10 protein-coding genes are annotated in these 12,791 nt (G+C 67.7%); 6 read left to right on the top strand and 4 right to left on the bottom strand.

Annotated features, from left to right (window positions below; translation table 11 throughout):
- Positions 1–185: 185 nt before the first annotated feature.
- The gene (locus NL115_RS07435; RefSeq protein ID WP_254832544.1) at positions 186–1,106 is read right to left on the bottom strand and encodes a phosphotransferase family protein; all 921 of its coding nucleotides are present in this window, start codon (positions 1,104–1,106) and stop codon (positions 186–188) included.
- Between the two features lie 549 nt (positions 1,107–1,655).
- Positions 1,656–2,096 carry a hypothetical protein gene (locus NL115_RS07440; RefSeq protein ID WP_254832545.1) on the bottom strand — a complete coding sequence of 147 codons (441 nt, stop codon included), beginning with the start codon at positions 2,094–2,096 and terminating at the stop codon, positions 1,656–1,658.
- A gap of 147 nt (positions 2,097–2,243) precedes the next feature.
- Here NL115_RS07440 and NL115_RS07445 point away from each other — a divergent pair, with 147 nt between their 5' ends.
- From NL115_RS07445 to NL115_RS07465, 5 genes are all read left to right on the top strand, one after another.
- Positions 2,244–3,986, top strand: a complete 1,743-nt coding sequence (locus tag NL115_RS07445; protein ID WP_254832546.1) for an excinuclease ABC subunit C — start codon at positions 2,244–2,246, stop codon at positions 3,984–3,986.
- A gap of 162 nt (positions 3,987–4,148) precedes the next feature.
- Positions 4,149–5,312, top strand: a complete 1,164-nt coding sequence (locus NL115_RS07450) for an SPFH domain-containing protein (RefSeq protein ID WP_434084017.1) — start codon at positions 4,149–4,151, stop codon at positions 5,310–5,312.
- A 55-nt stretch (positions 5,313–5,367) separates the two neighbouring features.
- Positions 5,368–6,177 carry a prephenate dehydratase gene (gene pheA / locus NL115_RS07455; RefSeq protein WP_254832548.1) on the top strand — a complete coding sequence of 270 codons (810 nt, stop codon included), beginning with the start codon at positions 5,368–5,370 and terminating at the stop codon, positions 6,175–6,177.
- Positions 6,178–6,381: 204 nt separating this feature from the next.
- Positions 6,382–7,236 carry a hypothetical protein gene (locus tag NL115_RS07460; RefSeq protein WP_254832549.1) on the top strand — a complete coding sequence of 285 codons (855 nt, stop codon included), beginning with the start codon at positions 6,382–6,384 and terminating at the stop codon, positions 7,234–7,236.
- 116 nt (positions 7,237–7,352) lie between these two features.
- Positions 7,353–8,054: an Sjogren's syndrome/scleroderma autoantigen 1 family protein gene (locus tag NL115_RS07465; protein ID WP_254832550.1), complete on the top strand. Its 702-nt coding sequence runs from the start codon at positions 7,353–7,355 to the stop codon at positions 8,052–8,054.
- A 429-nt stretch (positions 8,055–8,483) separates the two neighbouring features.
- On the opposite strand, the gene NL115_RS07470 is transcribed toward NL115_RS07465, so the two are convergent.
- On the bottom strand, positions 8,484–11,036 hold the full coding sequence (locus NL115_RS07470) for a DEAD/DEAH box helicase (RefSeq protein WP_254832551.1): 2,553 nt from the start codon (positions 11,034–11,036) through the stop codon (positions 8,484–8,486).
- 204 nt (positions 11,037–11,240) lie between these two features.
- Here NL115_RS07470 and NL115_RS07475 point away from each other — a divergent pair, with 204 nt between their 5' ends.
- The gene (locus NL115_RS07475) at positions 11,241–11,462 is read left to right on the top strand and encodes a hypothetical protein (protein WP_254832552.1); all 222 of its coding nucleotides are present in this window, start codon (positions 11,241–11,243) and stop codon (positions 11,460–11,462) included.
- Between the two features lie 73 nt (positions 11,463–11,535).
- Here NL115_RS07475 and NL115_RS07480 read toward each other — a convergent pair whose 3' ends face one another.
- Positions 11,536–12,123, bottom strand: coding sequence for a DUF7474 family protein (locus NL115_RS07480; RefSeq protein ID WP_254832553.1), 588 nt, complete (start codon positions 12,121–12,123; stop codon positions 11,536–11,538).
- Positions 12,124–12,791: the final 668 nt, after the last annotated feature.

Below are 12,791 nucleotides of genomic sequence, written 5' to 3' on the forward strand. Positions count from 1 at the left end.
CGCGGATGCAGGACACCTGCTGTCATCTGTGCCGAGCATTTGCTGAACTCTGGCACCGTCGGAATCCTCAGCGGTTGACAGACCCCGTGTGCTGCATAGAGAGGGTGGGTTCAGCAGAGCAACCCCGTTGGTTTCGATTACTATTGTCAGAGAATATGCGCCATTTTTCTCGTTTAGGCGTGATGCTACGTCCTGAGGTCGTTGAGGATGTTGTGGATTGTCTTCTCGAACCGCCCTGCTTTCTCTGTCGTTTTGGCCGAGTCATGCTGATTCTGAACATACAGCGACTCGAAGAAGTAGATGAAATTCAAGAGGCCATAGAGTGGAGCACGTCGGTCGAATTCGTCCGGTAGCGGCCGGACAGATTCGAAGCCTTCGCGGAACGCGTTTCGGGCATCGTCGTTGTCAGGTCCGAACGCAGGTCCCACAGTCCGCCAGTAATCATATTCGCTCGGCGCGGCAATCGCGTGCTCGAAATCCAGAAGACAGGCGATTTCTCCATCAATCACAGAAACATGCTCGGGCGTCGCCCAGCCGTGACAGCAGACTGCTTCACCGGCCCCAGCGAACGCGTCGGGATGTGCCTCCAGATACTCGATGACGAGATCGGCCACGTCGGCGTGTCCGAACCGGTCGAGCACTGGCCGCCGCCCGCGGACGTAGTCGATGGCTGCCTCGTGCCATTGCTCGTGTCCATCGACCGAGAGTCCATCAGCAGTCGGTTGAAACGCGCCGTAACTATCGACTAACGGAGCTGTCTCGTCATGGAGTCGTGCCAATCCTGTTCCGGCGGCGAATGCCCATTTTTCATCTGCAGTCTGCCTATCGTCCGGTACGGGCGCATCGTCGTGCCACTCGGCAACATAATAGCTTTCTCCGACGTAGAGAACCTCAGGCACCGGAACGCTGGTATTTTTGCCGATGAATTTCGTGACCTGCCCTTCCATTGCGGCACGTCCAGTTTGTCCGGTATTTTCCTTGTAGATTGCCCGCCGTCCATCGACAGTCACCTCGTACACCGCGTGTGGCGGCACGTCGTGAATCTGCTGGATCACACCGTACGTATCGAACTGTGCATTGAGTCTGGTGGCAATTTCCGTCGTCATGGTTCAAACGTCACGTGACGGGTGACAACCGGCCGCCCGTAGCACGGTGCTACGGCTACGACGGTGAGCGGATGTCCTCAAATACTTCTGTAGCTGAACAAAAGCGTTATTACTCGATTCCGTCGAAAATTCTGCATATAGGTCCTGTACTGACTTATCAAATGTAATCGATCCCGAGGATGATTCTGTGCGCGATGTGCGCCCTGTATTCAGCACGGACGCTCAGAACTGTCACCGGTCCGGAGTGCCGAGGGAAAATGACTAATGTATGTGTGTTGATTTTAGCTTATTTTGCCAATTTTCTATATATGATAAAATATCGTAAACTTATGGGTTCAGGGTGGATAACAGATGATATGTGGGTGTGTATAAACACTGCATCCGCGAGCGAAGCGAGCGGTTCACCGGTGCCGGACGAGTGTCCTGCCGACAACGCCGGCAGGTCCGAGTGAGACTCCGGGATTTTTCTGAACGTTTTTTGCGGCGAGCGGTGCCCGCAGAGCGCCGGCTTCGCCGGCGCACAAGGGCACCCGAGCCGTCAAAAAAGCTCTATTGCTCGACGCGCGTCGGCTCGTGTCGGTAGCGCACCGTCGGCATCCCGTCGAACGTCGGGCCGCGTCCCTCGTGGTGGAAGCTGGCGGCCTCGGCGATGTCGCGCTTCTCGTCCTCGTTCTCCGCGACGAGCAGTTCGACCGGCATCCCCTCGCCGCGGGCGAACCGGAGCGGTTCGTCGAGCAGGCGCTCGCAGGCCTCGAGCGTCCCCTCGAACTGGGTGATGTGTACGGCCCCGTTCTGGGCGTCGTAGCTCACGAAGCCGACGACCCGACTCGCTTCCCCCTCGAGGTCCAGGTCCTCGCCGTCCTCGTCCGGTGGCTCGGTGGCCACCCGAACCGTCCGGTCGTGGACCAGGTTGCGCATCACGTCCGACGGCTGGCCGGTCAACTCGGCGAGCCGGTCGGCGTCGGCTTCGACGGCGTCCCGCACGTCCATATCGGGCGGTGGGCGTGCAGGTAGTTAAACCCCCGCACGGAGGGGCGCAGTCGCGTGGTTTTTCGCCGTCGCGGGTCGTTGCGTCGATTTCGCCCAGCACCTGCAGCCGACACCCACATGTCCGTCCGGGTCCCAGTTGCGTCCAGCATGGACGCGGCCGCGGTCAGGGAACGCGCCGGGGACCTCCCGGCGAGTCCCGGCGTCTACCAGTTCGAGGATGCTGACGGGACCGTCCTCTACGTCGGGAAGGCGGTCGACCTGCGGAGCCGGGTCCGGTCGTACGCGGACCCGCGCGGCGAGCGCATCCGGCGGATGGTCGAGCGCGCCGCGCGCGTGGACACCGCAGTCACGGACACGGAGACGCAGGCGCTCCTGCTGGAAGCGAACCTCATCAAACGCCACCAGCCGCGCTACAACGTCCGGCTGAAGGACGACAAGTCCTACCCGCTCGTCCAGCTCACGGGCCATCGGTTCCCCCGCATCGAGGTGACACGGGACCCGGACCCCGACGCGACCGTCTACGGGCCGTACACACAGATGAAGCGTGTCGAGACGGTCGTGAAGGCGCTCCGCGAGACGTACGGCCTGCGTGGCTGTTCGGACCACAAGTTCGAGGGCCGCGACCGGCCCTGCCTCGATTACGAGCTGGGTCTCTGCACGGCCCCCTGCACGGGGGAGATCGATGAGCCCGGCTACGAGGCCGACACCGCTTCTGTCCGGCGGTTCTTCGAGGGTGAGACGGGTGTCCTCGCCGACCCGCTCCGGGACGCGATGGAGACCGCCGCGAACGAACAGGAGTTCGAGCGCGCGGCGAACCTCCGGGACCGCCTCGACGCGGTCGAGGCGTTCCACGGCGGCGGTGGCGAGGCCGTCCACGCCGGCGAACGCGAGGAGCGCGCCGTCGACGTGCTGGGCGTGGCCATCTCCGGCGGCGACGCGACGGTCGCACGGCTCCACAGCGCCGACGGCAAACTCGTCGACCGGGAGCGCCACTCCCTCGCGGCGCCGGAGGGCGAGGACCGCGTCGCGGCCGTCCTCTCTGCCTTCCTCACCCAGTACTACGCCGAGCGCGAATTGCCCGACGCACTGTTGCTCTCGGAGCGTCCCGACGACGGCGACGTGACGGCGTGGCTCGAAGCGGAGGGCGTCGCGGTCCGTGTTCCGGGCGCGGGCCGCGAGGCCACGCTCGTGGACCTCGCGCTGAAGAACGCCCGTACGCGCGACGGTGGTCGCGACGAACTCGCCGCGCTGCGGGATGCGCTCTCGCTCGACCGCCGCCCCCGCCGTATCGAGGGGTTCGACGTGAGCCACGCGCAGGGAAAGGCGGTCGTCGGCTCCGACATCACGTTCGTCGACGGCGAGGCCGACAAGAGCGGCTACCGGCGCAAGCGCCTCTCCGACGAGAACGACGACTACGCCAACATGCGCCGGCTCGTCGTGTGGCGCGCCGAGCGCGCGGTCGAGGGCCGCGACGACCGACCGAACCCGGACCTGCTGCTCATCGACGGCGGCGAGGGACAACTCGGCGCCGCGCAGGACGCGCTCGCCGAGACGGGCTGGGACGTGCCCGTCGTCGCGCTCGCGAAGGCGGAGGAACTCGTCGTCACGCCCGACGGCGTCCAGCGCTGGCCGGACGACGCCGCGCACCTCCACGTCCTCCAGCGTGTCCGCGACGAGGCCCACCGCTTCGCCGTCGCGTACCACCAGCAGGTCCGGGACGAGGTGTCGACGCCGCTGGACGACGTGGCCGGTGTGGGCCCAGAACTCCGCAAGCGCCTGCTCCGGCGGTTCGGCAGCGTCGAGGGGGTGCGCGCCGCCTCGCGCGAGGAACTCGCGAGCGTCGAGGGGATCGGGCCGAATACGGCCGAGCGGGTCGACCGGGCGCTGTGAGGTGGTCGTTCCGCACCCCTCGGCTCGGGGTGCGGTTTTATTGCCCGACGGGACCAACGAGCGTGTATGTCCCGCTCGCGGTCCTCGTCCTCCAACTCGGGCTCCGGCGGTATCTTCTACGAACTCGGCAAACTCACAGCCGAGGGCTCGGACGGCAACGAGATGCCGGACCCCGGGGACGGCGCGGCGACGCTCGACGAGGGGCCGGGCGCCGGGCGGCTCGTCTACTTCGTCGTCCTCGCCGCCGTCATCCTCGGGCTGGCGGTCGGCCAGCTGAACATCACGCCCGGGCTCGTCATCGGGCTCGTCGCGCTGTGGATCGTCATCGCGGGCGTCTCCTCGTCGGTCCAGATCGTGCAGGCCTACGAGAAGCGCGCGCTGACGGTGTTCGGCGCGTTCGAGCGCCTGCTCGACCCCGGTATCCACTTCGTTATCCCGTTCGTCTCCGACACGTACCAGTTCGACATGCGGACGGAGGCGCTGGACGTGCCGAGCCAGGAGGCCATCACCCGTGACAACTCCCCCGTGCGGGCGGACGCGGTGGTCTACATCCGCGTGATGAACGCCGAGCGCGCGTTCCTCGAGGTCGACGACTACCGGAACGCCACGCTCAACCTCGCACAGACCACCCTCCGGGCGGTCATCGGCGACATGGAACTGGACGAGACGCTGAGCCAGCGCGAGCGCATCAACGAGCGCATCCAGGACGAACTCGCCGGCCCGACCGACGAGTGGGGCGTCCGGGTCGAGGCCGTCGAGGTCCGCGAGGTCAAGCCCTCGCAGGTGGTCCAGGATGCGATGGAGCAGCAGACCGCCGCCGAGCGCCGTCGCCGGGCGATGATTCTCGAAGCGCAGGGGGAACGCCGTTCCTCCGTCGAGCGCGCGGAGGGCGAGAAGCAGGCCAACATCATCCGTGCCGAGGGGTCGAAGCAGTCCCAGGTGCTCGAGGCCCAGGGTGACGCCGTCGCGACCGTCCTCCGGGCCCGCGCGGCCGACTCGATGGGCGAGCGCGCGATCATCGAGAAGGGGATGGAGACCCTCCAGGGCATCGGCGCGGGCGAGTCGACCACGTTCGTCCTTCCGCAGGAACTGACCTCGCTGGTCGGTCGGTACGGCAAGCACCTCTCCGGGAGCGACGCGGGCGTCATCGACGTCGGCTCGTCGCTCGAGGGTCGGGAGTTCGACGCCGACGAGCGCGAGATGCTCGGACTGGACGACATCGAGAACCTCGCGGCCGGGTTGCCGGGCGACGGCGCGAGTACGAACGGCCACGAGGTCGACCTCGAGGACCCCGAGCTCGAGTCCGACCCATCCGTCGACGACTGACCGGGGTCCCGGGCACCCGACGCGCTTTTGCCGGCGTCCCCTGTATCGCCGTTCGATGAGAGCGCTGACGCTGGGCCCCGCCGGGACGTACTCGCACCGCGCGACGCGAGCCATCGCGACCGACGAGGAGATCGAGTTCGCCGAATCCGTGACGGGTATCGTCGAGGGCGTCGCGGGCGGGGAGTTCCAGCGTGGCGTCATCCCCGTCGAGAACAGCATCGAGGGCTCCGTCTCGGAGTCGATGGACGCGCTGGCCGACCGGAACGTCGCTGTCGTCCGGGAGATAGTCACCCCGATCCGGCATGCGCTGCTCGCCCAGACCGGCGAGTTCGAGGTCGTCGCCAGCCACGCGCAGGCGCTGGCCCAGTGTCGCGAGTACCTCGACCGGGAGTACCCGAACGCGACCCTGGAGGCCGTCGCCTCCACCTCGCAGGGTGTCGAGCGCGCTCGTGAGGACGCCAGCGTGGCGGCAATCGGCCACCCGGACAACGGCGGCGATGTCCTGCGCGTGCTGGCCGAGGACATCCAGGACCAGGACTCCAACACCACTCGGTTCGTCGTCATCGCGCCCCAGTCCGAGCGGAGCGATGCCGGCGGCAAGACCAGCATCGTCGTCTACCCCGGGAACGACTACCCCGGGCTGCTGCTGGAGCTGCTGGAGTGCTTCGCCGACCGTGACATCAACCTCTCGCGCATCGAGTCCCGGCCCTCGGGCCAGCGCCTCGGCGACTACGTCTTCCACATCGACTTCAACGCCGGCCTCTACGAGGACCGCGCCCAGGCCGCCCTCGACGAACTGGAGGATATCTGCGGGAAGGGCTGGGTGAAGGTGCTGGGGTCGTACGACACCGAGCACGCACTGTAGACGAGCGTTTCGACGGCTCGGGTACCGGCTGGCGGCTCCGCCGTCCGCAGAACTCGCGGATTTCTGCTGGGCTGCATGAGAGCCCCGCTCGCACGGAGTTCGGGGCCGCCGAGCGGTGACCCGGTGTTCACGGCGTGAACGCCTGAAACCTCCGTGAACCCCGTTCAGGGAAACGTTCAATACGTCCAGTCGCTGATAATAGTCATGACTACCGAGCAGATGTCCTCCGGCGACGGCGGTGATGCCTCCGGGCCTCGGGCGCCGCGTCGGAGGCGAGCGTTCCTGGCCGGTGCTGGGGCCTCTCTCGCCGCACTCGCGGGCTGTACATTCGACGTTGACGTCGGCATCGGTGGGTCGACCCCCGAGCCACGGACGGCGGAGCGGACCGCAACCCGGACCCGGACGGTGACGGCTACACCAACCGAGCCCCCCACACCGACGATGACGGCCACTGAATCCTCCACGGCGACGGCCACGCCCGAATCGGCCCCGGAGTTCGAGGTCATCGCCGTCCAGCCGGAGCCGATTGCGGTCGAACTGGTCACACCCATCCCGGAGCTACGCTACCGCGTCGAGCGGCTCTACCTCTACATCAACGCCGCATCGGACGCCGCCTTCGACGGGCCGAACACCGAGGAGATATACGGTGAGATAACGGTCGCCGCCAGCGACGGCACCAACGAGGTGGAGACCACGCGGGGCCAGGACCTGCTGTGGTCGGCCCAGCCTGCCGACCACCGCGAGATCGCCGAAGGCGAGGGTGTCGTGTTCGATACCAGGTTCCATCCGGTGGAGTTCGTCTTCCCCGACCCGGCGAGTATCGACGACGATGATGCGTACATCGATGTCTCGGCCACTCTCTACGAGCGCGACAAGGGTGCGAATCAGGACGACGAATTCGTCCGCTTCGGTGATTCGCTCCCCGGGACGAAGTGGTTCCTCGACGGCGAGACCGTCGCCTCGGGGTACCGCAGAGCAGACGGACAGTCACGGTTCATCACTGAGTACGGTGGGAACGGGACGGAACTGAACCTCTCGTACAACGTCGTCGAGGGGTAGTTCGGTACGTCGCGGTCACCCGCTGTTCCGGTCGCCGTACTCGGCTGGTGACGCGTCCGCGGCAACCCCCTCGTCACCCAACAGCCCTTTTGCTCGCTAGCGAGCAACTCACGGGTATGAGCGACTTCGACCGCGAGGCCGAGCGGAAGAAACTCGAGGAGAAGTACGGCAAGGAAGAGGAGGACCGCGAGCGGACCGAGCGGCTGAGCGAACTCCTCCTGAAGGGCGCGACGATGACCGACATCCACTGTCCGGAGTGTGGCGACCCCATCTTCCGCCACGAGGGACGGCAGTTCTGCCCGTCCTGCCAGCGCGAGGTCGCGACCGGCGAGAGCCAGCAGGCGACCGCCGGGCAGGCCGCCGCGGAGAACCCGCTGGCCGACGAAGGGGGTGAGGAGGCGGACATCGGGGAAGCCGAACCCGCTACCGACGGCCACTCCGTCGAGGTGGAGACGCCGGACGCCGGAGCCGAGGACGGCGCTGCGGGAGACGATGCCGAACCCGAACCGGCCGAGATTCCCGACACCGGAACGCAACCACCCACGGACACGGGGGAGTCACAGCCCTCGCCCCCCCAGCAGCCCCAGTCCGACCAGCAGCGCGCCAGTCCACCGGCACAGATGCCCTCGTCCGGCGGGCAGGCTGGAACCGGCGGCGACGCGTCCGGCCTGATGCCTGCCCGCCAGCATCTCACCCGGACGGTGAACCGGCTGGCCGAGCAGGCGGCCACTGAGGAGGACCCCGGGCGCAAGCGGGAGTTCCTCGCCGCGACACGGGAGGCCGCGGAGGCGCTGGAAGCGGTTCGGGATGCGGAATAATAGATAGAATCTGCCCCTGGGTGATTTATGCCGATTTCAATTTTCTTATTTAGTAAATTTGTGGGTTATATGGTATAAAATATAATTCAAGCGCCGGTGCCCTCGTGCTCTCTCACAGCCACGACGCCGACAAGAACGTCTACGAAGTCCTCGCGCTCTCGACGCGGGGGCCTCGCTGCGCTCCGGTCGCTGCGGTGCTTGCGTCGGTCGCCTTCGCCTCGCTGCGCTCGGCTCACCTTCGATTCTGCCGGGGGTCGTGTTACGAGTCGAGCGGCGCGTGCGGCGGTTCCAGCGAGTCGCAGTGTCCCCTCACCTCCCCGCGCGTGCGCCGTGCGTGACTCGACACGCTCGCTCCGCTCGCGGTCTTGTCAGCGGAGGCGCCCGCGCGCTTCCTGTCGGTGGAACCGGCGGGCCGTCCAGCCGACCGTCTCAGGAGGGGTCGTACTCCCCGTTCACGACCTCGCGGATCTGCGTCGCGGTCACGTCGCCGACTCCGTCGACTCCCTTGAGCGCGTCGGCGTCAGCGGTCATCACCGCCTCGACGCTGCCGAAGTGGTCCAGCAGCGCCCGCGCGGTGACGGGGCCGACCTCCGCGACCGAGGAGACGACGTACTCCTGCTGTTCGGCCAGCGTCTTCGAGGACTTCTCCCCGTGGACGCGGACCTCCCGGTCGTCACGGTCCTGTTCGCGCCGGGCGATGACCTCCAGCAGGTCGGCGGTCTCGTCGGTGTCGCGGGTCTGGAGGACGCTCGCGCCGAAGTCGACCGCGAGCGACGACAGGGCGCCCCGGATGGCGTTCGGGTGGACGTTGCGCTTCTCGTAGAGGCGCTCGCCCTCCAGGATGACGATGGGTCGGGCGTAGTGGCGGGCGGCGTCGCCGACCTGGTCGAACATCGAGCGGTCGTTGCCCAGCAGCGTATCGAGGAAGTCGTCGACGGACTTGCGCTCGACCGCGACGCGGTCCGAGAGGACGTAGTCCCCCACCGCGAGCGTCTCCAGCCGCGTGGTCACGCCCTCGCGCGTCGAGAGGTCCCGCGCGATGTGCGAGTCGAGTTCGCGCTGGTCCGCGACGATCTCGATGTCCTCGGTGTCGGGGTCGCCGCCGGCCGTGGCGACGAGGCCCTCGTCCGCCGGGTCGGTGCCATGCTCCTCGCTGTCCGGCCCGTCGTCGGTCGCTCCATCGCTGTCGGCCCCGTCGGAGTCGCTCTCGCCCGCGAAGTCACCGAGCCCCGGCTGTCCGCCGTCCGACCCGCCGCTCCGCTCGTCGCTCGCAGTGTCCGTGGCTGCCCCGGCATCGGCCGTGCCGGACGCCCCCGTTTCGGGTGCGTCGCCGTCGCCGCTCGTGTCTTCCTCGCCCCCCGCGTCCGCGTCGCCGGCGTCTCCGTCGAAGGAGTCCAGCGACTGCTGTGAGTCGTCCAGTTCCGCCTCGATGTCCTGCTCGGCGCCCTTCAGCTTCCGGAGCTCCGCTTCCATCTTCTGCTCCTCGTTCTTCGATATCCAGTAGAACGCCTCGTCGCGCGTGTCGTTGGCGATGAGGACGACGACCCGCCCCTCCTGTGCGCGGCCGGTCCGGCCCTTGCGCTGGATGGAGCGCACGCCCTTCGGGACGGGCTCGTAGAACAGCACCAGGTCCACGTCGGGCACGTCCAGCCCCTCCTCGGCGACGCTGGTCGAGACGAGCACCTCGAACTCGCCGTTCCGGAAGGCGTCGAGGGTGTCCTTCTGCTCGGTCTGGGTCATCCCGTCGGAGCCCTCCTTGTCGCCCTGCCCGACGAACCGGCGCACGTCGAAGCTCTCGCTCAGGAACTCCGTGAGCGACTCGGCGGTGTCGCGGGACTCGGTGAACACGATGACGCGCTCGCCGTCCTGGATGCCGAGCGTCTCGGCGAGCAGGAGCCGGGTCTTCCGGAACTTCGGGTGGAGGTCGTCGAACGCCTCGGCCTTCCGCATCGCCTCTTTCACGCGCGGTTCGGAGACGAAGCGCTGGGCCGCCTTCGACGCGCCGGAGGACTGTGCTGCGTTGCGCTGGCGCTCGAAGTAGCGCCGCAGGCTCTCGACGGACTGGGTCTCGACCAGTTCGACCGCCCGCCGGAGCTTCATTATCTCGGCGTGCGCGCTCATTCCCTCGTACCCCTCCGACTGGCCGTTGTTGATGAGCTCCTGCAGCTTCGCGCGGATGGCGTTCAGCTGCTTCTGGGACATCGAGGGGTCCGTCGAGTTCGTCACGCCGAGTTGCTTCAGTTGCTCCAGCCGTTCGGCGATGACGTCGTTCAGGGCGTCCCGTATCGCCAGCACCTCGTCGGGCAGGTCCAGATGGGTCCAGTCGACCTGCGTCTCGTAGGTGTGCTCGGCCACGTCGGCGTCGGCCTCGGTCATCACCTCCACGTCGTCGATGCCGAGGTTCCGGCAGACGACGAGGATCTCCTCCTCGTCGCCGCCCGGGGAGGCCGACATGCCGGTGACGAGCGGCCTGTCGGCGTCGGCGTGGTAGCGCTCGGCGATGTAGTTGTAGGCGTAGTCGCCGGTGGCGCGGTGGCACTCGTCGAAGGTGCAGTGGACCACCGACGAGAGGTCGATGCGGTTCCCGACGAGGTCGTTCTCGATGACCTGCGGCGTGGCCATCACGACGCGGGCGTCCTGCCAGACCGCGGCGCGGTCGCCCGGGCTGACCTCGCCCGTGAACACGACGATTTCGTCGTCGGGAATCTCCAGCGCTTCGCGGTAGAACGCGGCGTGTTGCTCGACGAGCGGTTTCGTCGGCGCGAGCATCAGCGCCTTGCCGCCGTACTCCGCGAGCCGGTGTGCCGTGACGAGCAGCGAGACCGTCGTCTTCCCGAGGCCGGTGGGCAGGCAGACCAGCGTGTGGCCGTCGCATGAGGCATCGGCCAGCTGGGTCTGGTAGCTGCGGTCCTCTAGGAAGCCCGGCGTCAGCAGTGGCCGGTCGAGGTAGTCGGGTCCGCCCTCGGCGTCCGTGGCCGCCATTACCCCGCCGTACCGCGTCCTCACCGATAAGGGTTCGCTGGGCGGGGTGGAAGTGGAGTCGGCTTCGCTCGTCCGGCTTCCGGGTACTCGCTCGTAGCTGGACCCCTCCATTTCGTATGGAGTTACGGATACGTCGCTCTGTTCCGGACCCGGCTGCTCCGTCTCGACCGGGTCGGGTAAGTGGGACGCTCCCGAAGGCGAGGTATGGACGGCCGGACGGCAGTCGGCGGGTTGTTGGCGGGGTCGGGCCTGCTGTTCGCGTACGTCGCCGCCCGTGCCATTCGCCGGGGACTGGCGGGCGACGCCGGAACCCCCGCACTCATCGCGCTCGGCGGTCTCACGCTGTTCACGCTCGCGATGGCAGCACTCGGCACCTCGCTCATCCTGCGTGGGCGCCGCGACGACCCCGGTGCCAGTGCCGAGTAGTCGTCATCCCCGACGGTCGCTGACGGTTCGCTCCACCGTCATCCCCGACGGTCGCTGACGGTTCGCTCCACCGTCATCCACGCCTGTCGATGACGGCCTTCGCTTCCTCGGCCGCCTGCTTCCAGCCGTACCCGCGCTCGTAGACGTGTCGTTTGTCGTCGACGACCTCCTCCGGGGAGCCCTCCTCCCAGCCGCCACGGGCCCAGGACCCCGATTCGCGGAGCCACGCGATGACCTGTTCACGGGTCTCGGGCCACGAGAGGCCGACCATCTCGTAGTACGCGACGAGCGCGAAGACGCTGTGGTCGTGTGCGCCCGGGACGCTGCCGTGCTCGTAGATGGTCTTCAGCGGCTCGTGGGTCGGCTCCCGGACGAGGTCGGTGTACTCCGCGGCGGTGAGCAGCCGTAACGGTCCGTCGTCGTCCGTGACGCGGCGCTCGGCGACGAGGCGGTCGAGCGCGTCGGCGTGGAGCCCGTCCCACTCGCCCGGTATCGCGTCGGGGAGCGACTCGCGCCCGACCGGTCGCCGCGAGAGGACCGACAGGATGTCCACGTACGCACGCTCGACGGCCGCACGGGTGATGCCGTCGTGCTCGCAGTCGGCGTCGTGGAGATTGCTCGTGGTCCGACAGTCCGGACACGGGTACGCGAAGCGCGCCACTGGTGAGTCTACTTCTGGCTGTGCGCTGGGGTCGGTATGAACGTGTCGGGAGCTAGGTGGGGTTAGTTCCGTGTGGTCCGCAAACAGCGGGCCTGTCTCGAAAGCCCCCGCTCGCTGAGGGCCCCGCGCCTCGCTGCGCTCCTCACGTCGCTCGCGTTGCTCGCTCGTTGCGGTGCTTACGTCGTCGGGGGGCCGCTCAGCGAGCGGCCCCTTTCGGTCCCGCCCTATTGCTAGTCCGGTCGAGCGGTGCGCTTGGTGGTTCCATTGGAGTGCTAGTGTCCCCACACCCCCCGCGCGGGCGCCGGGGTGGGCTCGACCCCCTCGCTCCGCTCGGGGCGTCTCGCCCGCTGAGGCGCCCGCGCGCTTCCTGGTCCCGGAACCAGCCGGCCGACCAGCAGCCACTCGGCCGGGAGCGCGTGGTGAGCAGCTCGCCTGCGAACCCGCGCGACGCGGGGAAGGGCAGGGCCACAGCGTCCGTGCCACGTTCAACGTCCCTGGCGGACTCGAAGGGCGAGCGCTCTCGGCCCGGTGAGGCGAAGTAAGCACCGCAGGCCGAACGAAGTGAGGCCGAGGAGCGCAGCGAGCCGTAACCGGTCGAGAGCGCGAGGGCTTCGTAGGTGTCCGCGTTGTCGCCCACGGTATCGACTCCAACGCACGCCTACCCTCGC

The organism is Haloglomus salinum (assembly GCF_024298825.1).
Classification (GTDB): Archaea; Halobacteriota; Halobacteria; order Halobacteriales; family Haloarculaceae; genus Haloglomus; species Haloglomus salinum.